Source organism: Caballeronia sp. SEWSISQ10-4 2, assembly GCF_030464885.1.
Lineage (GTDB): Bacteria > Pseudomonadota > Gammaproteobacteria > Burkholderiales > Burkholderiaceae > Caballeronia.
Window position 1 is genome coordinate 1 of the sequence record NZ_JALPRJ010000035.1, and the last position, 18,860, is coordinate 18,860.

The following is an 18,860-nucleotide window of genomic DNA, read 5'->3' on the forward strand; positions in this document are numbered from 1 at the left end:
CTAAACCTAAACCTAAACCTAAACCTAAACCTAAACCTAAACCTAAACCTAAACCTAAACCTAAACCTAAACCTAAACCTAAACCTAAACCTAAACCTAAACCTAAACCTAAACCTAAACCTAAACCTAAACCTAAACCTAAACCTAAACCTAAACCTAAACCACCACCTCAGCGGTACCGGCAACATCCGGCGTCCCGTGTTTAACGACCGAGGACTTAGGCGTAGCCGTCGGCAGACACCGCTGCTCGGCATCTTCCTGCCCTGAAAGCAGAGGACACCGTTCAAACAACTCAGCGGCCCAGTCGACAAAAACCCGCACCTTGGGCGACAAATGCCGGTTGTGCGGATAAACCACCGAAATGGGCATGGGCAACGGTTTCCACTGCGGCAGCACTTCGACCAGTTCGCCGGAGCGCAAATGCGGAAGGGCCATGAAGCGCGGTATCTGGACGATCCCCACTCCTTTGACGCCGCACGCGATATAAGCCTCGGCGTCATTCACGGCAATCTTCCCGCGCATCTTCACGTCGACGGATTTCCCATCGACGACAAAATCCATATCCATCACGCGGCCAGTACGGCTGGAAAAATAATTCACAGCCGTGTGCTGCTGCAAATCCTCGATGGTATGCGGTACGCCATGAAGTTCGAGATAATCCGGACTCGCCGCGGTCAGGCCCTGAAATACGCCGATCCGCCGCGCCACCAGACTCGAATCCTGCAGGGTCCCGACGCGAATGACACAATCCACCCCTTCCTGAATCAGGTCGACCGGTTTGTCGCCGAAACCGATCATCAATTCGATGTCCGGATAACGCGAGTGGAATTCACAAAGCTGGGGCATGACGATCATGCGCCCGATCGACCCCGGCATATCGATCCGCAATTTACCGCGCGGACCTTTGCCGGTATTGGCGAACGAACTCTCGGTTTCCTCGATATCCGCGAGAATCCGCACGCAGCGCTCGTAATACGCAGCGCCGTCCGGCGTGAGGTTCAGGCGTCGTGTCGTGCGTTGAAGGAGACGCACGTTGAGGAACGCTTCGAGGTTCTGAATGATCGTCGTCACCGAGGCGCGGGGCATATCCATGGTGTCTGCCGCGCGCGAAAAACTGTTGGTGTCGACGACTCTTGTAAACACCTGCATAGCTTGTAGCCGGTCCATTTTTCTCTCACCGTCAATGCTTTGCAGCGTCCGGAATAAGGATGCCGCTCAGACAGGAATGGGCAGTTTCGATCGCGATTGTTCGGTGCGACCGAATTGTGTTGCCGGATTATAGGCATTTATTTCAAATGTCGTTGCCCCCAGAATTCGTTCCATCGCAACTCGGGTGGGATGGCGCGGACGCGCTGAAAATAACCATGGCATCAACGCTGGATCTGGGCCTCTGCATAGAGGATGTTCGAATCGCGGGACATGCGCAACCCATAACCTTGCGCAGTTATCGCCCCGCCTCGGACGGCAGCGTCCTGCCGGTCGTGCTCTATTTTCATGGCGGCGGTTTTGTGCGCGGCACGCTGGATGACGCTGACATTGCCGCAGCCACTATCGCCCGGGACACCGCGGCGTGGGTCGTGTCGGTGGGCTACTCGCTGGCCCCTGCTTTCCCGTTTCCTGCCGCGCCTGAAGATGGTTATCGGGCGGCGCAATGGGCCATAGCGAACGCTCGTGCGCAACGGGCGGACGCGAATCGGATTGGTGTGGCGGGGCACGATGCAGGCGGCAATCTGGCCACCTGTCTTGCGGCTATTGCACGGGATCGCGGGGACATTGTGATCCTGGCGCAAGCGCTGCTCGCGCCGCTGCTCGATCCAAGCATGACGCGCATGGCCGACGAGAACAAGGTGCGCTCGCCGGACATCTGCATGACGGAGTGCGCGCAGTGTTATCGCGCGTACCTGCCGAACGCTTCGCAACGGCTTCATCCGTACGCAGCGCCGCTGGAATCGCGGCGCCTTGCAGGCTTGCCGCCGGCGCTGATTGCAAGCGCCCAGCATGATCTGCTGCATATCGAGGCAGAGAAATACGCGGGTGAGCTGATCGCCGCCGGTGTGCCGACGGAAGTCACGCGGCACGTCAATGCATCGCATAACGCGCTTGCAGCGGACCCGGCCGCACTCGCCGACGTCGTCGCATTTTTCAAGAAACGGCTTCGCGCGCAGGCAGTTGCACCACTCGCGACACATTAAAAATTCAAACAATCTCAACGACTAATCGGAGCAACGCATGTCCATCACTCGCAAACGTCTTATCGTCGCGCTGGGCGCCACGCTGATCGTCGCAGGCATCGGAACATTCACTGCCATGCACGGTTTCGGCCGCGGCGATCTGCCGGTGAATGGCGCCGAGGCCGCCATCAAGCCGTCGGCGCCCGCCATGGAAGTGGATGTCGCCACGGTGGTCTCGAAGACCATCACCGACTACCAGAACTATTCGGGGCGCCTTGAAGCCGTCGACAAAGTCGAGATCCGTCCGCTCGTGCCGGGGACCATCGTCGCGGTGCATTTCGCCGACGGCGCGCTCGTCAAGAAGGGCGATCCGCTCTTCACGATCGATCCGCGGCCGTACGTGGCGGCAGTCGATCAGGCAGCGGCACAGCTCGCCGCAGCGCAGGCGCGCAACGGTTATACATCGACCGATGCCGCGCGCGCCGAACGGCTGCTGGCGGACAACGCCATCGCCAAGCGCGACTACGACGAGAAGCAAAACTCGGCGCATGAAGCGGCTGCGAACCTGAAGGCGGCGCAAGCGGCGCTAGAGACGGCGAAGATCAACCTGACGTACACGCAGATCGTGGCGCCGGTGTCAGGCCGTGTATCGCGTGCCGAGATGACGGTGGGTAACATCGTGTCGACGGGTTCCAGCGCACCGTTGTTGACTACGCTGGTGTCGGTGTCGCCGATCTACGCTTCGTTCGATGTCGATGAACAAACTTACCTGCGTTATCTGAGCCGCGACTCGCGTGCAAGCGTGCCGGTCTCGCTCGGTCTCGCGAACGAGAATGGTTTCTCGCGCGAAGGCAAGGTTGCATCCGTCGATAACCAGCTCGACACGGGCTCAGGCACGATCCGCGTGCGGGCTCGTTTCGATAACGCCGACGGTTCGCTGGTCCCGGGCCTGTACGCACGCATCAAAGTGGGTGGCGGCACGCCGCATCCGGCCGTGCTGATCGACGATGCCGCGATCGGAACCGACCAGGACAAGAAGTTCGTGATGGTGGTCGATCACGACAGCCACGCGCAGTACCGCGAAGTCACGCTCGGCACCCTGAGCGACGGCCTGCGCGTGATCGTGAAGGGCTTGCAGCCGGGCGAACGGATCGTGGTGAACGGTCTGCAGCGCGTGCGTCCGAACGATGTCGTGAAGGCCAATCCCGTAGCAATGGCGAGTGCGTCGCCGGCCACCAAAGACGCTTCATAAGACGCGCTTTATAAGACGCTTAACAGCGGCTCTACGTGTGCGAAGTACGTGACGGGTTCGTTCCTGACGGGACGGACCGGTGACCGCCTACGCGCGCGCAGCCTCTCATGCAGATAAAGAAACCGTCATGAACATATCTAAATTCTTCATCGACCGCCCGATCTTCGCTGGCGTGCTATCGGTGCTCATCCTGCTGGCGGGCATTATCGCCATGTTCAAGCTGCCGATCTCCGAATATCCGGAAGTCGTGCCGCCGTCCGTGGTCGTCCATGCTCAATATCCGGGGGCGAATCCGAAGGTGATCGCTGAAACGGTGGCGTCGCCACTGGAAGAGCAGATCAACGGCGTGGAAGACATGCTGTACATGCAGTCGCAAGCTAACAGCGACGGCAACCTGAACATCACGGTGACGTTCAAGCTCGGCACGGACCCGGACAAGGCACAGCAACTCGTGCAGAACCGCGTGTCGCAGGCCTTGCCGCGTCTGCCTGAAGACGTGACGCGGCTCGGTGTGACAACCATCAAGTCGTCGCCGACGCTCACCATGGTGGTCCATCTGATCTCGCCGAATGACCGCTACGACATGACGTATCTGCGCAACTACGCGCTGATCAACGTGAAGGACCGGCTTGAGCGGATTCAGGGCGTGGGGCAGGTTCAGCTCTGGGGTTCGGGCGATTACTCCATGCGCATTTGGCTCGATCCGCAAAAGGTCGCGCAGCGCGGCATGACGGCGACCGATGTGGTGAACGCCATCCGCGAGCAGAACGTGCAGGTGGCAGCCGGTGTGATCGGTGCATCGCCGACATTGTCGAATGTACCGCTGCAACTGAACGTGAACGCACAAGGACGCTTGCAGACCGAGGCCGAATTCCGTGACATCGTGCTGAAGACCTCGCCCGATGGCGCGGTCACGCATCTGCATGATGTGGCACGGGTTGAGCTGGCTGCGTCGGAATATGGCTTGCGTTCGCTGCTCGACAACAAGTCGGCGGTTGCGATGGCGATCAACCAGCAACCGGGTGCGAACTCGCTGCAGATCTCCGATCAGGTTCGGCAGACGATGAAGGAGCTGAAGGTGGACATGCCGGCGGGCGTGGATTATCAAATCGTCTACGACCCGACGCAGTTCGTGCGTTCGAGTATCGATGCAGTGGTTCATACGCTGATCGAAGCGATTGCGCTGGTCGTGCTGGTGGTGATCGTGTTCCTGCAAACGTGGCGCGCGTCGATCATTCCGCTGCTGGCGGTGCCGGTGTCGATCATCGGTACATTCTCGCTGCTGCTCGCGTTCGGCTTCTCGATCAATGCGTTGTCATTGTTCGGGATGGTGCTCGCGATCGGGATCGTGGTGGACGATGCGATCGTGGTGGTGGAGAACGTCGAACGGAACATTGAGGCAGGGTTATCGGCACGGGAGGCGACCTATCAGGCCATGCGCGAAGTGAGCGGGCCGATCGTCGCTATCGCGCTGACGCTGACAGCTGTGTTCGTGCCGCTCGCGTTCATGTCCGGTTTGACGGGTCAGTTTTACAAGCAGTTCGCGATGACCATCGCCATCTCGACAGTGATCTCGGCATTCAATTCGCTGACCTTGTCGCCGGCATTGGCAGCGATGCTGCTGAAGGGCCACGACGAACCGAAAGACTGGCTCACACGCGGCATGGATCGTGTATTCGGTGGTTTCTTCCGCCAGTTCAACAAGGTCTTCAAGCGTGGTTCGGAGAAGTACGGCAAGGGCGTGACCGGCGTGGTCAACCGCAAGGCGCTGATGATGGGCGTTTATGTCGTGCTGCTGGCCGGCGCGGTCCTGATGGGCAAGGTCGTGCCGGGCGGCTTCGTGCCGGCGCAGGACAAGGAGTACCTGATCAGCTTTGCGCAGTTGCCCAACGGTGCGTCGCTTGATCGTACCGAGGCGGTGATTCGCCAGATGACGGACATCGCGAGAAAGACGCCGGGCGTGCAGAGCGCGGTGGAATTTCCGGGTTTGTCGGTGAACGGTTTCACGAATTCGTCGAGCGCGGGTATTGTGTTCGTGACGCTCAAGCCGTTTGACGAACGCAAGGGCAAGGCGCTCTCGGCCGGTGCGATTGCGGGTGCATTGAACCAGAAATATGCGGCGATCAAGGGTTCGTTCATTGCCGTGTTCCCGCCGCCGCCGGTGCTTGGGCTGGGTACGCTGGGCGGCTTCAAGTTGCAACTCGAGGACCGTGGCGCACTGGGTTACACCGCACTGAGCGACGCGACGCAGGCGTTTATCAAGCGTGCATCGCAGACGCCTGAACTGGGTCCGACGTTCTCCAGCTATCAGATCAACGTGCCGCAACTGAACGTGGATCTGGACCGGGTGAAGGCGAAGCAACTGGGCGTCTCTGTGACGGATGTGTTCAGCACGATGCAGGTGTATCTCGGCTCGCTGTATGTGAACGACTTCAACCGCTTCGGCCGTGTGTACCAGGTGCGGGTGCAGGCGGATGCGCCGTTCCGCTCGAACTCCGATGACATCGGCTTGCTCAAGACGCGCAACGCGAACGGCGAGATGGTGCCGCTGTCGTCGCTCGTCAAGGTGACGCCGACCTATGGTCCAGAGATGGTGGTGCGCTACAACGGCTACACCGCGGCCGACATTAACGGTGGTCCGGCTCCGGGTTATTCGTCGGGCCAGGCGCAGGCTGCAGTGGAACGAATCGCGGCTGAAACGCTACCGCGCGGCATCAAGTTTGAATGGACCGACCTGACGTATCAGCAGATCCTCGCGGGCAATGCAGCCATGTGGGTGTTCCCGATCAGCGTGCTGCTCGTGTTCCTCGTGCTGGCTGCGTTGTATGAAAGCCTGACGTTACCGCTCGCCGTGATCATGATCGTGCCCATGAGCATTCTCTCTGCATTGCTTGGCGTGTGGCTCACGAAGGGCGACAACAACATCTTCACGCAGATCGGCTTGATGGTGCTGGTGGGCTTGTCAGCGAAGAACGCCATCCTGATCGTGGAATTTGCGCGTGAGCTGGAAATGCAGGGGCGCTCGATCGTGGAGGCGGCTATCGAAGCGAGCCGTCTGCGTCTGCGGCCGATCTTGATGACGTCGATCGCTTTCATCATGGGCGTGGTGCCGCTTGTGGTGTCGTCGGGAGCAGGTTCGGAAATGCGGCATGCAATGGGCGTCGCGGTGTTCTTCGGCATGCTCGGCGTGACGCTGTTCGGCCTGATGCTTACACCGGTCTTTTATGTGCTGCTGAGAAAGCTGGCTGGCGGCGAACATCTCGTCGACAAGCATGGCCACAATCCGCACATGCGCGGCGTCAATGCTTCGCTTGAAGTATGAGAGAGACTGAAATGAAAACGTTGAATATCAAGCGGTGGCTGGGATTGTCGGCGTTACTCGGGTCGTTGCTGGTCGTCGCGGGCTGCTCGCTCGCGCCGACCTACGCGAAGCCCGACGTGAGCGCACCGGCAGCCTTCAAGGAAGCACCTCAGGAAACGGCACTGTCGCCGTCGGAGCAGGGCACGTGGAAGACGGCGCAACCGTCGGAGCAGGTCTTGCGCGGCGAATGGTGGACCGTCTTCAACGACGCTACGCTCAACGACCTGGAACATCAGGCGCTTGAGGCGAACCAGAACCTTAAGGCTGCGGCGGCACGCGTGAAGGAATCACGCGCGATCAACCAGACGGCGCGGGCCGCGTTGTTCCCAACGCTCGATGCGGGTTTTGGTCCGACCCGCGAGAAGTTTTCGCCGGCGTCGCAGTTCCTGCCGGCCAACGCAAACGTACCGTCGCAGACCTTGTGGCGTGCGCAGGCGAGCGCATCGTATGAAGTGGATCTGTTCGGCCGCGTGTCGGACTCCGTGAAGGCCGCGAACGCCGACACGGAGCAAAGCGAAGCGTTGTTCCGCTCCGTGCAGCTCGCATTGCAGGCGGACGTGGCGCAGAACTACTTCAACCTGCGTGAGCTCGATGCGGAAAGCGATGTCTTTACGCGGACCGTGGTGCTGCGCGAGCAGGCCCTGAAGCTCGTGCAGAACCGCTTCAACGAGGGCGAGATCAGCGAGCTGGACGTGGCTCAGGCCAGGTCCGAACTCGCCACGGCGAAGTCCGACGCCATGACGGTGCAGCGCTTGCGCGCCGCGTCCGAACATAGCCTCGCGGTGCTGCTCGGCAAGTCGGCGTCGCAGTTCTCGATGGCGGCCAACCCGCTGAATCCTGTCGATATCAATATTCCGCCGGGCTTGCCGTCTTCGTTGCTCGAACGTCGTCCGGATATCGCGGCGGCCGAGCGTGCAATGGCAGCGGCGAACTCGCGTATTGGCGTGGCGAAGTCGGCGTTTTTCCCGTCGCTCAACATAACGGGCTCGGGCGGATTCGAATCGGCGACACTCGGCGATCTCTTCAACTGGTCGAGCCGCACGTTCTTGCTCGGACCGTTCTCGGGCACGGCGCTCTCGTTGCCGATCTTCGATGGCGGGCGTCGCAAGGGTAATCTCGCGAACGCGCGCGCTATCTATGAAGAGGATGTCGCGAACTATCGGCAGCAGGTGCTCGTGGCGTTCCAGGAAGTCGAGGACAACCTGTCCGACCTGCGCATTCTTCATGATCAGACGCGCACGCAAGCCGAGGCGGTGACTGCGTCGAACCGGGCAGCGCAGCTTTCCCGTTCGCAGTACACCGAGGGAGCGGTCAACTATCTCAGCGTGATCGATGCCGAACGTACCGTGCTGCAGTCGCAACGCACAGCCGTGCAACTCGCGGGCGTGCAGGCTACGTCGGCGGTGAATTTGATCCGCGCACTCGGCGGCGGTTGGGGAGACTTGCCGGTGGCATCTGCCGCACCCGCGGCGGATGCGAACGTCGCCTCGCGGTAAGGACTAAAAGCGCGATTGTTCAAAACGCGCGACAAGTGTCTTCGATTACAGAGGGTTTATCCGGGGGCTCCCGGTCCGTAGAATAAAACTATGGATACGGGAGCCGTCATGAAAGCTTTAATCGAACGACAACTCTACCGACCCGCCGTCGTACTACCGCTGTTGGTCTTGATGCGCCTGATGGTGACGCTCGATTTCAACCTGATGCAAGTGACGTTCGTCGTGGTCATGAAGGGTTCGCAATACATGTTTCAAGCGGTCTTCAGGCATCGTCATGATCATGACGATGCTCAGCCGCTGCAGGTCGTCCATGCCATGCATGACAAGACCTGCCACTGCTAACGCGCTCGTCAATCAATACACTTCCGGCACGATAATGCTTTCGGGCACGGGCTGCCGCAGATAATCGTCGTTATAAACGCGGTCGGGCAATTCGATCGAGGGGTGCTCGATCTCGTGATACGGCACCTGGCTCAGCAGATGGTGAATGCAATTGAGCCGCGCACGTTTCTTGTCCACGGCCTGCACGACCCACCACGGTGCCTCGGGAATGTGCGAGCGGGCCAGCATCACTTCTTTTGCGTGCGTATAGGCCTCCCAGCGACGACGGCTTTCCAGATCCATCGGACTGAGCTTCCACTGCTTCAGCGGATCTTGAATACGCGCCTGAAAACGGACTTCCTGCTCGTCGTCGGTGATCGAGAACCAGTACTTCAGGATCTGAACGCCGCTGCGCACCAGCATCTTTTCGAATTCGGGCACTGAGCGGAAGAACTCTTCGTACTCGGCATCGGTACAGAAATTCATCACACGTTCCACGCCCGCGCGGTTGTACCAGCTGCGGTCGAACAGCACGATCTCGCCGCCCGCCGGCAGATGCGACACGTAGCGCTGGAAATACCACTGCGTGCGTTCGCGATTATTCGGCGCAGGCAATGCGGCGACCCGGCAAACGCGCGGATTCAGCCGCTGCGTAATGCGCTTGATCGCGCCACCTTTGCCGGCGGCGTCGCGCCCTTCGAAAATCACAACCAGCCGATGGCCGCTCGCGACGACCCAGTCCTGCAGCTTGACGAGTTCACCCTGAAGACGGAACAGTTCGCGAAAGTAAATTTTGCGCTGCTCGCGCGCTTCGGCGGAAAACGTACTGTCGCCGTCGAGGATACGGTCGTCGACTTCCATCTCCAGTTCTTCGTCGTAGCTGTCGATCAGGTCTTCTTCGAAGCGGCGCTGTTTATCCTGCGAAATCATGGGAAGCTCCGTTTGGTTTGGCGTGTTGACCGTGTTGACTCGTCCCGGCAGGAAATACAAAATCCGCAAAATCCGGCCATTTTGCAAATTATCGATTATCCGGCCCGATAATTTCAGGAATGTTACGGCATTGGGCGGCAAGGGCGGCAAGGGCGGTAGAGCGGCCATACGAACGCGATCATTGCCGCCGATAGGGCCGGCGTGATTTTGTTTGCCTTTAGAATGCCCGCTTGCACCCGCCTGCCAACGGCTTTCTCCTCGCGACCGCCATGACCGATACCGCTACGCTTTCCTCTTCGCTGCCACGTTTCGACGCCACCGACACCACGCGCCTGCTGCCCTTCGATCGCCTCGTCGATACCCTGAAGGTCACCATGCTCGACTACGCCGCCGGCCGCATCACGAGCCCTGAGCGCATGGTGGTGCCGCTTCGCGACGGCGCCGTGATGCTCTCGATGCCAGCCGCCGCCGACGACCTCGCCATGCACAAGCTCGTCAACGTATGCCCGAAGAATGGCGCGCTCGGATTGCCGACCATTCACGGTCAGGTCACCGCTTTCGATGCCGCAACCGGCGTGCCGCTGTTCATGCTGGACGGTCCCACGGTCACTGGCCGCCGCACGGCCGCGGTCACGATGATCGGCATCCAGGCGCTGCTCGGACGCGAGCCTGAGGCCGTCTTGGTCATCGGCACGGGCAAGCAGGCCGTGCATCACGTCGAGGCGCTGAGCGCGCTGTATCCGGCCGCGAACATCATTGTGCAAGGCTCGCGAGTCGAACGCGCCGAGGCATTTTGTGCGGAGCATGCGGGTTTATCGGCGAAATTGAGCGCATTGAAGGACGTGGACATTCCCGCTTCGATCGATGTCGTCATCGCGACGACCACGAGCAAAACGCCGGTCTATACTTTGCCGCCCATCGAGGGCCGGCTCGTGATCGGAGTGGGCGCGTTCACCCCCGACGCCGCCGAGATCGCTGCATCGACGGTGCTTGCAAGCAATGTTTTCGTCGACGATTTGGCCGGTGCGCGGCATGAGGCCGGGGATCTTATCCAGGCGGGTATCGACTGGAATGAAGTGCGGCCGCTCGCCGGTGCCTTGAGTGGTTCAATCACCGATTCAGGACTCATGGGGCCGATCATGCTCAAGAGCGTCGGATGCGCGGCATGGGATCTGGCGGCGTGCAGGGTCGTACGAACAATCCTCGCGAGCAGTTGAACAAGCGCTCGCCCGTTCAAGCTGGAATAGTCCTTGCTAACAAGCTAAGGGTGATCCGAGGATTATTTCAGGGCTTGATTGATGACTAGTCGAAACGAATTTGAACTGAGAGAAGCGGGTTGGCACGCCCAATCCGATGTAGCGACCATCGCAAAACAGGCATGGTCAGACGCGATTCCCACAGTGACACCCACCGCCTCCTCAAGCGCGACGCCTCCGGCGACGTACTTTATTTCGGTGCTTGAACTGGCGACCGGCGAGACGCTTGGCAACGACGAACGGCTTCGCGCCATCGCTATTCTTGAAGCGCACTTTGCGGCGGGGCGTCCCCGTACGCTGAAAGAAGCGATCAGGATTTGCGCAGGTGCAATCGATTCTTCGACGCTTCAGCGCATGGCACGCGGTGCGAAAGCCTGACTGGAATTGGTGGCCAAGGACGTTCGCAATATCAGCTCGTTTTTTCCAGCATCCGGTAAGAACGACGCGTTTTTGTCATACGGAAGACTTGCATCGCAGGCGCCATGTTTCGCCTGAGCGGGTCAGCGTGACTGTCGAAAGCGGCTCCAGGTCCATGCAATAGATTGCCGTGAGCGGTGCGTCCAGCACGATGGCGAGCACTGTCTTGACCACGATTGCGTGAGTCACGACCAACGTGACGCCAGCTCCGTGATCACCCTCCAGTGCGCCGCGAACCCTTGTTTGCAGGGCCTCCAGACTCTCACCGCCATGCGCCGCGCTTCCCGGTTCGGAAAGCCACGCGCCCAACCCAACCGCATCTTCATCGTGAATCTCGCGGATCGGGCGGCCTTGCCAAAGACCATAATTCAGGTCGTTCCATGACGTGTCCACACTCGCTTCGATTCCGAACGTTCGTCCGGTTTGCATAGCCGCATTTGCCGGGCTGGTAATGATGCGATCGGGTTGAAACATCGAAGCGAGTTTCGGAAGTCGGGCTTGCTCAAGCTCGTCGATGGCATCGGCGGCATTCGGAAAGCGGCCGCTCTTCATTGCGTGAGTGGCCGCGTGACATAACAAAATAAGTTCGGTTTTCATGGCGCTCTACTTAAGGCATCGCTTTACTTTCGGCTGACACATCATAGAATGACAAGCTTGCAGCGCGAGGAAGCCGGTGAGAGCCCGGCACGGTCGCGCCACTGTGAGCGGTAGTCGATTGAGGAAAATTCAATCGGCATCCGCAAGTCAGACCCCCGCTGCAACCTTTCCTAAGTCTTACGGGACGCGTTTTCCCTTGGAGTTGTTCATGAATCATCCTGCCGTATCCGCCAATCTGTCCGGCAATAATCCCGCATTTGATGCACCGGTACCCATTCCGGTGCGTGAAGTGCTGCCCTGGGCTGTGTTTATCGGCCTGCTTTTGCTGATCGCGATTTATTTCGTCGGCGCGGAACAAGGCGCGACCTCGATCTTCCAGGGTATGTACATTCACGAGTTTGTCCACGACGGTCGCCATCTGCTCGGCTTCCCCTGCCACTGAGGCCGTCCATGATCCGAAATCTTTTGATACGCGGCATGATCGCGGGACTCGTTGCGGGCCTGCTCGGCTTCTGCTTTGCAAAAACTTTTGGCGAGCCATCGGTGAATCGTGCGATTGCGTTCGAATCGCAGCAGGAGCAAGCGCGCGAACAAGCTGATGCAGCGGCGGGGCATGCGCACGATCACGGCGATGACGTCGAACTGATCAGTCGCGGTACACAAGCGGGACTGGGTTTGCTGACTGGCGTCTCGGTGTTCGGCACTGCGTTGGGCGGTCTGTTCTCGCTCGTATTCGCGTTCTCGTATGGGCGGCTCGGCGCTTTGCGCGCGCGCGGCACGTCGGCGTTGCTTGGCCTGTTCGGCTTCGTGACTATCGCCATCGTGCCGTTCCTCAAGTACCCCCCGAACCCACCGTCCGTGGGAAATCCTGAGACCATCGGCGCGCGTACCGCATTGTTTTTCGGCATGGTCGTGATCTCGCTCGTGGTAGCCGTGTTTGCCGTCCGGCTGCAGCGTCGCATGCAGGCATCGCGCGGTAACTGGAACGCGGCGCTGATCGCCGTGGCCGTTTATATCGTGCTGATGGCGCTGGCGTACTTCGCGCTGCCGCCCGTCGATGAAGTGCCCAAGCTGTTTTCAGCGACGCTGCTGTGGAATTTCCGCGTGGCGGCGATCGGTATTCAGGCAGTGATCTGGACCACGCTCGGTCTGCTCTTCGGCGTTCTCGCACAACGCGAAATGGAGCGCGTGCCGGCGCGGCGCTTGGCTTCTGCCTGAACGAGTTATTGCATGAAAGAGGGGCGGCCCAGAAGCCGCCCTTTTTTTATGCCGCAGTCTTGCGTGCAAGCAGGCTGTCGAAGAGAGCGAGTTTGTCAGCATCGGGCATCGTCTTCCATGCCTTGATTTCTTCGCGGCTTCTGAAGCAACCCTCGCAATGACCCGTGATCTTGTCGAGCCGGCATACGTCCGTGCAAGGTGACCCCACGGGTTGAAGCTGCCTGGCGCGTTCGATGGTGAACGTCAGTTCGAGCGGTAATTCCATTTCCATAGGCATTGTCATAGCGGTTCGCCACGAAAGAGGGCAGCTGCCGCCACCGGATTCGTTGGCCAGTAAGTGTGCATGTAGGTAGCGGTGATCGGACCATGCCGGTAGATCGCTTCGCCTTCCACGCCCGTGGTGGCATGCGTCGCGGTGAGTATGGGTGACATGCCGGTGGTCATCGACGAATAGTGAAAGGTGTGGCCGGTGCTGGTGCCGTGACGGCTTTCAACCCGCTGCATCGCGAGCCGTGCAAGGCGCTTTTGCATCTTCGCGTGGCCGGGCAGAAGGCCGAGCATGGCGTGCCGCGAACCGTCGATGTCCGTCAGCGAGTCGAGAAGATACAGCATGCCGCCGCATTCCGCGACCAGCGGTTTTCCCGCTTCAACGTGTGCGTGAATAGAGGCCGCGCTAGCTGCGTTGGCGGCGAGTTGGGCAGTGTGCAGTTCGGGATACCCGCCGGGCAGATAGAGCGCGTCGGCGTTGGCCGGAGCAGGTTCATCGGCGAGGGGCGAGAAGCTTGAAAGCGTCGCGCCCAGCGCCGTGAGCAGATCGAGATTGGCGGGATAGATGAACGAAAACGCGGCGTCGCGGGCGATGGCAATGTGCATGCCTTCCAGCAAACGTGGCGGCTGCTGGTGGGCCTCGTGATTGAACACTACCGCTGGTGGAAGCTCTCGCAACGTCGTCTCGCCGATAGCATCGGCAGCACGATCCAGCCGTGCATCAAGATCTGCCACCTCGGCGGCTTGCGTTAGACCCAGGTGCCGGCCGGGCAACGCGATGTCGTCGGCGCTCGACAGATGACCGCAATATCGAATGCCTTCCGGAATGGCTTCGCCCAGCATTTGCGCATGCCGCGCCGACGCCACGCGATTGGCGAGCACGCCATGGAACGGAAGATCAGGACGATATCGCGCGAGTCCGAACGCCATCGCGCCGAAGGTCTGCGCCATGCCATGTGCACCGATCACGGCCAGCACCGGCACGCCGAACGTGGTCGCGAGATCAGCGCTGCTGGGCGTACCGTCGAACAGACCCATTACGCCTTCGATCAAAATCAGATCGGCTGTCTGCGCCGCTTCCGCGAGCAACGCACGGCAGCCGCTTTCGCCGACCATCCACAGATGCAGCGAATACACCGGAGCACCGGACGCGCGCTCCAGGATCATCGGATCGAGAAAGTCGGGGCCGGTCTTGAAGACACGCACGCGCCGGCCAAGCCGCGCGTGATAGCGCGCGAGCCCGGCGGTGACCGTGGTTTTACCCTGGTTCGACGCGGGCGCGCTGATGAATAAAGCGGGGCAGGCGCGCACGTCAGAACTCGACGCCGCGTTGCGCTTTCACCCCTTGCTCGCGATACGGATGCTTGATCGGACGCATCTCCGTCACGAGATCGGCGGCCTCGATCAGCGCTTCGGGAGCATGGCGACCTGTCACGACCACGTGCAGCATTTCAGGCCGCGCGTTGAGCACTGCGAGCACTTCGCCGAGCGGCAGGTACTCGTATTTGAGCACCGTGCAGAGCTCATCGAGCACGACCATCTGATACTCCCCGCTTTCAATCATCTTGCGCGCCGCGTCCCAACCTTTGCGAGCCGTTGCGATGTCGGCATCGCGATTCTGCGTGTCCCATGTATAACCGTCACCCATGGTGATGAAGTCGCAGTTTGCGATTGCGCCCAGGAAATCGCGCTCCGATGTATGCAGCGCGCCCTTGATGAACTGCACCACGCCAAGCCGCATGCCGTGTCCGAGCACGCGGACGGCCATGCCGAACGCCGCCGTTGTTTTACCCTTGCCCGTACCGGTGTTGACGATCAAAAGACCCTTCTCGCGCGCGGCGGCGGCCTGCTTTTTCTCGTGGCCTTCCTTGCGTCGCTGCGTCATGCGCAGATGCGCTTCTTCGTCCGTTTTCATCACGCTCTCTCGTTGTCAGTCTGTTGCTTCGGGTTGTCTTCAGCGATAGCGACGGTCACGCCATCGGCCACTATTTTCGGCACTATGATTCGTCCGTCACGCGATGCCAGCAGCGCGCAGGGTTCGCAAACGCCATCGACGCCAATAAGCGTCTGCACGCGTTTCGACGTGCTGGTCTCGATCTGCGCGATGTGTTGCTTAGAAAAAAATTGCAGCGGCAAACCGTGATGAGCAGCAAATTCGATCAGCGCGGTTTCGTCTTTCTTGCTATCGATCGAGGCCAGTGCGCGGACGTTCGAAAACGGTCGTGCACCCAATGCCGCGAACACTGCGGCATAGATCTGCTGGACGCTCACTCCGCGCCGGCAGCCTATGCCGATGACCCATGTGTTCATGGTTGCCGCGTGACGTAATCCAGCGCACTTGCAATGCCCAGCCCGGCAACCGAGCCGATCACGACAACAGCCGGCGCACCGATTCCCGCGTGTTCCACCGCTTCCGCGAGGTGCCTGAGCGGTGCTCGCAGATGCCGTTGATCGGGGCGGGTAGCACGTTCTATCGCGGCGCAAGGGGTCTCGGGATCGAGCCCGGCATCGACCAGTGCGTTGGTGATATCGGTGAGCCGCCGCACGCCCATGTATACGACAAGCGTCATCTTCGTCGCGACGAGCGCGCGCCAGTCAGGCTCGATCGCACCCGATTCGCGGCTGGCGCCGTGGCCGGTGACAAACACGACGCCCATGGTGTGATCGCGATGCGTGACCGGAATGCCCACGGCGGCCGGCGCGGCAATGCCCGCCGTGATGCCGCCGACCACGTCTACCTGTACACCGGCTGCATGCAGGGCCTGAACCTCTTCGCCGCCGCGCCCGAACACAAATGGGTCCCCGCCTTTCAGCCGCGCGACCACGCGGCCGGCACGCACATGGGCCAGCATTTCTTCGATGATCACCGCTTGCGGCGTGGAAGGATGGCCGCCACGCTTGCCGACGTATTGAATGACTGCGTTGGCCCGGGCGAACTTCAGCACGTCGGGATTCACGAGGTCGTCGACGAGCACGACATCGGCTTCCGACAACGCGCGCACGGCTTTGAGCGTCATCAGTTCGACGTCTCCGGGGCCGGCGCCGATCAGCCAGACGCGGGCGGGCGTGCTCACGGGTGCGCTCCGTGCATGGGGGCTGGAACCGCGGAAGCGGCCCGGCGGAGGCACTGAAAAATTGAATTCATCAGGGTCTCCGTGAAACCCCGGACTTCAAGCCGGGGAGGTAAGGAGACGGTTTTAACTGCGTCTCGTTAAATAGGTGACGGGCTTTGCACCCATCAGGGTCTTGCGACTCTGCCCGTAAGGGCCTAGTAACGCAGTCTTGCGACTCGCTCCCCTCGACAATGTTGTGCACCGGCATTTCGTCCCGATCCGTTTCGTACTTACCCTGTCGCTTGTCTGCAACCGGGACTTCCAGAGCCGGGGACTGAGGAAGCATCCCAGGGTGGGTCTTGAACCTATGCACAACGTAGCGCCCGCTCTAATCGGCAATGAAGTCCGGATTAAGGCATCCGGAGCGCTTAGTCTGGTCAACCCGAGCTCGCGGTATTCTGCAAGCTCCGCCCTTCAGGGCGGGGTAGTTGACGTAAGACGATATAAGCATTACGTCCTTCATCCGTCCCTCGCGGATGCGGCGTCCGGCGCGCTTTTAGAGCGCGCCACTTGGCGACTGGCCGGTATCCGGGCTTGGCGACCGCATTCCGCTCGCCTTCCCGCTCGTGGGAGCAGTGGCCGTGGAGGAAATGGGCACCCGGTTCGAATGAGAGAAAGTCGAAGCGGGCGCGGGTCGCGTACCGTTGCGGGGACAGCACAGGTTCTTTGTCGGCACAAGCGTGAGGAAAAACGCGCTTGTGCATCCTGTGTCCCGTTTAACTACGCGCGCGGGAAAAGCGCGCGTGAGCACCAGACGCTGGCCAAAGATAGCACAGCGGGTGTTGCTTGCGCTGGGGTTTTACAGGCTGAATTCCACCAACGGCGAAGGTTTTTCCGGTTCGCATAGGCACGGCCTCTCGTCTGCCGGCGCCCGTGAAAGCCCCTTTTACACGCCGCCCAAACCTTGACGCTAACCCACCAGCAGCCTAGACTTGGCGGCAGTTTTCTGGTGCTCGCGCGCGGTGTCTGCTGCGCGCAGTTAAACGGGAAGCAGGACGCGTTGCCGGATCCTCGGTCATGCCAACCTGCGCTGCCCCCGCAACGGTCAAGCGAAAAATCGCGTGGCGTGGTTTTACCCAGTTTCCCCCCACCTCGCGCGATAAAGCCGGCTTCAAAAAACCACTGCATGTCTATTCCATGCGGGAAGGTGAAGCGGCATTTTCGTCAGCCCGGATACCGGCCGGAACGAGTCAACACCTGAAGCGAACGATGTCGCGGGGATGCGGCATACGATCGACACTTTTCATCATGATTTTCCGGATTGAAGTCCTGCATCGCGACGCCCGCGAGCGGTGTTTATTGTTTGCCTTGAGTCACTGAAGGCAAACGCATTCCGGCGGCAAGCAGCCAATCGATAAAACGGAGCAACGGATGCAAACGCGCAAAATCCCGGTCACGGTCGTAACGGGTTTCCTCGGCAGCGGCAAGACCACGCTGATGCGGCACATCCTGCAAAACGCGAAAGGGCTGCGTATCGCCGTGATCGTGAACGAGTTCGGCGAACTGGGTATCGATGGCGAGATTCTCAAGGGTTGCAACATCGGTTGCGAGGACGAAAGCGTCACGGATCAACCGAATCTCTATGAATTGTCGAACGGCTGTCTTTGCTGCACTGTGCAGGAAGAGTTTTATCCGGTAATGGAGCAACTCGTCGAGCGGCGTGAGCAGATCGATCACGTACTGATCGAGACATCGGGCCTCGCGTTGCCCAAGCCGCTAGTGCAGGCGTTCAACTGGCCGTCCATCAAGAATGCGTTCACGGTAGACGCCGTCGTGACCGTGGTCGATGGTCCCGCCGCGGCAAGCGGCCAGTTCGCCGCGAGCCCGCAAGCCGTCGATGCACAACGTCGTGCCGATCCAAACCTCGATCACGAATCGCCGCTGCACGAGCTGTTCGAAGATCAACTGGCGTCGGCCGATCTGGTGATTCTCAACAAGACCGATCTGATCGATGAACCTCAGCAGCGCGCGGTGGAAGCGTTGATTCGCGGCGAGGTTCCCGCTGGGGTGAAGATCGTGCCAGCGCAAATGGGTCAGCTCGATCTGCATGCGTTGCTCGGGCTTGAAGCGGCATCGGAGACCACGATTCATTTACGCGTCGACCATCATGGTTCCGCCGACGACGAAGGTCACGCCGATCATCATCACGACGACTTCGATTCGGTCGTGGTGGAGGCGCGGGTCGAGTCGCGCGAGGCGGTGGTCGAAGCGTTGCGCTCGCTGGTCGATGCCAACACGATCTATCGCGTGAAGGGTTTCGCCGCGTTGCCGGGCACGCCGATGCGGCTCGTCGTGCAGGGTGTAGGACAGCGTTTCGAGACTTACTTCGATCGTCGCTGGACCGCTGAGGAGGCCAGCAACGGGACCAGCCGTTTCGTGCTGATTGGTGAGGACCTCGATCAGCCGCGTCTGCAACAAGCACTCGTCGCAGCGCTCGCCAACGCGCCCGTGCAGGCCTGAG

At 60.4% G+C, this 18,860-nt stretch carries 18 protein-coding genes, 1 pseudogene and 3 riboswitches; of the genes and pseudogenes, 11 read left to right on the top strand and 8 right to left on the bottom strand.

What is annotated here, in order from left to right:
• Nucleotides 1–206, top strand: a 206-nt coding sequence (locus tag M0D69_RS23095) for a hypothetical protein (RefSeq protein WP_301784212.1), incomplete at its 5' end; no start/stop codon positions are given.
• Nucleotides 207–258: 52 nt separating this feature from the next.
• On the opposite strand, the pseudogene M0D69_RS23100 reads toward M0D69_RS23095, so the two are convergent.
• Nucleotides 259–1,167 (bottom strand): annotated as a pseudogene (locus tag M0D69_RS23100) (LysR family transcriptional regulator); the annotation flags it as partial.
• Between the two features lie 197 nt (nucleotides 1,168–1,364).
• On the opposite strand from M0D69_RS23100, the gene M0D69_RS23105 reads away from it, so the two are divergent.
• The 5 genes from M0D69_RS23105 to M0D69_RS23125 all read left to right on the top strand — a co-directional run bounded on the left by M0D69_RS23105 (nucleotide 1,365) and on the right by M0D69_RS23125 (nucleotide 8,622).
• On the top strand, nucleotides 1,365–2,192 hold the full coding sequence (locus tag M0D69_RS23105; RefSeq protein ID WP_301784214.1) for an alpha/beta hydrolase fold domain-containing protein: 828 nt from the start codon (nucleotides 1,365–1,367) through the stop codon (nucleotides 2,190–2,192).
• A 37-nt stretch (nucleotides 2,193–2,229) separates the two neighbouring features.
• Nucleotides 2,230–3,423, top strand: a complete 1,194-nt coding sequence (locus M0D69_RS23110) for an efflux RND transporter periplasmic adaptor subunit (RefSeq protein WP_301784215.1) — start codon at nucleotides 2,230–2,232, stop codon at nucleotides 3,421–3,423.
• A gap of 127 nt (nucleotides 3,424–3,550) precedes the next feature.
• Entirely contained in the window at nucleotides 3,551–6,745 is a 3,195-nt protein-coding gene (locus tag M0D69_RS23115; RefSeq protein WP_301784216.1) for an efflux RND transporter permease subunit, read from the top strand.
• Between the two features lie 11 nt (nucleotides 6,746–6,756).
• Nucleotides 6,757–8,280: an efflux transporter outer membrane subunit gene (locus M0D69_RS23120; RefSeq protein ID WP_301784217.1), complete on the top strand. Its 1,524-nt coding sequence runs from the start codon at nucleotides 6,757–6,759 to the stop codon at nucleotides 8,278–8,280.
• A gap of 108 nt (nucleotides 8,281–8,388) precedes the next feature.
• The gene (locus M0D69_RS23125) at nucleotides 8,389–8,622 is read left to right on the top strand and encodes a hypothetical protein (protein ID WP_301784218.1); all 234 of its coding nucleotides are present in this window, start codon (nucleotides 8,389–8,391) and stop codon (nucleotides 8,620–8,622) included.
• A gap of 12 nt (nucleotides 8,623–8,634) precedes the next feature.
• Here the strand turns inward: M0D69_RS23125 and ppk2 are convergent, their stop codons facing one another.
• The gene (ppk2, locus tag M0D69_RS23130) at nucleotides 8,635–9,531 is read right to left on the bottom strand and encodes a polyphosphate kinase 2 (RefSeq protein ID WP_301784219.1); all 897 of its coding nucleotides are present in this window, start codon (nucleotides 9,529–9,531) and stop codon (nucleotides 8,635–8,637) included.
• A gap of 269 nt (nucleotides 9,532–9,800) precedes the next feature.
• On the opposite strand from ppk2, the gene lhpI reads away from it, so the two are divergent.
• Entirely contained in the window at nucleotides 9,801–10,748 is a 948-nt protein-coding gene (gene lhpI, locus M0D69_RS23135) for a bifunctional Delta(1)-pyrroline-2-carboxylate/Delta(1)-piperideine-2-carboxylate reductase (RefSeq protein ID WP_301784220.1), read from the top strand.
• A gap of 81 nt (nucleotides 10,749–10,829) precedes the next feature.
• Nucleotides 10,830–11,165: a hypothetical protein gene (locus M0D69_RS23140; protein ID WP_301784221.1), complete on the top strand. Its 336-nt coding sequence runs from the start codon at nucleotides 10,830–10,832 to the stop codon at nucleotides 11,163–11,165.
• Nucleotides 11,166–11,240: 75 nt separating this feature from the next.
• On the opposite strand, the gene M0D69_RS23145 is transcribed toward M0D69_RS23140, so the two are convergent.
• The gene (locus M0D69_RS23145; protein ID WP_301784222.1) at nucleotides 11,241–11,801 is read right to left on the bottom strand and encodes a histidine phosphatase family protein; all 561 of its coding nucleotides are present in this window, start codon (nucleotides 11,799–11,801) and stop codon (nucleotides 11,241–11,243) included.
• 43 nt (nucleotides 11,802–11,844) lie between these two features.
• A riboswitch (cobalamin riboswitch) is annotated at nucleotides 11,845–11,979 on the top strand.
• 30 nt (nucleotides 11,980–12,009) lie between these two features.
• Between M0D69_RS23145 and M0D69_RS23150 the strand changes: the two genes are divergently transcribed.
• Both M0D69_RS23150 and M0D69_RS23155 read left to right on the top strand, forming a co-directional pair.
• On the top strand, nucleotides 12,010–12,243 hold the full coding sequence (locus M0D69_RS23150) for a CbtB-domain containing protein (protein WP_047846732.1): 234 nt from the start codon (nucleotides 12,010–12,012) through the stop codon (nucleotides 12,241–12,243).
• A gap of 8 nt (nucleotides 12,244–12,251) precedes the next feature.
• Nucleotides 12,252–13,019, top strand: a complete 768-nt coding sequence (locus M0D69_RS23155) for a CbtA family protein (RefSeq protein ID WP_301784223.1) — start codon at nucleotides 12,252–12,254, stop codon at nucleotides 13,017–13,019.
• A gap of 46 nt (nucleotides 13,020–13,065) precedes the next feature.
• Here M0D69_RS23155 and M0D69_RS23160 read toward each other — a convergent pair whose 3' ends face one another.
• Genes M0D69_RS23160 through cobA form a run of 5 tightly spaced genes read right to left on the bottom strand, consistent with a single transcriptional unit; the run spans nucleotide 13,066 to nucleotide 16,303 of the window.
• Nucleotides 13,066–13,302 (bottom strand): DUF1289 domain-containing protein, encoded by a 237-nt coding sequence (locus M0D69_RS23160; protein ID WP_301784224.1) that lies wholly within the window; start codon nucleotides 13,300–13,302, stop codon nucleotides 13,066–13,068.
• Entirely contained in the window at nucleotides 13,299–14,597 is a 1,299-nt protein-coding gene (locus tag M0D69_RS23165; RefSeq protein ID WP_301784225.1) for a cobyrinate a,c-diamide synthase, read from the bottom strand. The genes M0D69_RS23160 and M0D69_RS23165 overlap by 4 nt, the downstream gene beginning before the upstream one ends.
• Nucleotide 14,598: 1 nt before the next feature.
• Nucleotides 14,599–15,201, bottom strand: coding sequence for a cob(I)yrinic acid a,c-diamide adenosyltransferase (gene cobO / locus M0D69_RS23170; RefSeq protein ID WP_301784226.1), 603 nt, complete (start codon nucleotides 15,199–15,201; stop codon nucleotides 14,599–14,601).
• Nucleotides 15,201–15,596 carry a cobalamin biosynthesis protein gene (locus tag M0D69_RS23175; RefSeq protein ID WP_301784227.1) on the bottom strand — a complete coding sequence of 132 codons (396 nt, stop codon included), beginning with the start codon at nucleotides 15,594–15,596 and terminating at the stop codon, nucleotides 15,201–15,203. The genes cobO and M0D69_RS23175 overlap by 1 nt, the downstream gene beginning before the upstream one ends.
• A complete protein-coding gene (cobA, locus tag M0D69_RS23180; RefSeq protein WP_301784291.1) occupies nucleotides 15,593–16,303 on the bottom strand; it encodes a uroporphyrinogen-III C-methyltransferase in 711 nt (236 codons plus the stop codon). Before cobA ends, M0D69_RS23175 begins: the two co-directional genes overlap by 4 nt.
• 597 nt (nucleotides 16,304–16,900) lie before the next feature.
• Nucleotides 16,901–17,169, bottom strand: a riboswitch (cobalamin riboswitch).
• Between the two features lie 160 nt (nucleotides 17,170–17,329).
• Nucleotides 17,330–17,599, top strand: a riboswitch (cobalamin riboswitch).
• 171 nt (nucleotides 17,600–17,770) lie between these two features.
• Here cobA and cobW point away from each other — a divergent pair.
• Nucleotides 17,771–18,859, top strand: coding sequence for a cobalamin biosynthesis protein CobW (cobW, locus tag M0D69_RS23185; RefSeq protein WP_301784228.1), 1,089 nt, complete (start codon nucleotides 17,771–17,773; stop codon nucleotides 18,857–18,859).
• Nucleotide 18,860 lies beyond the last annotated feature (1 nt).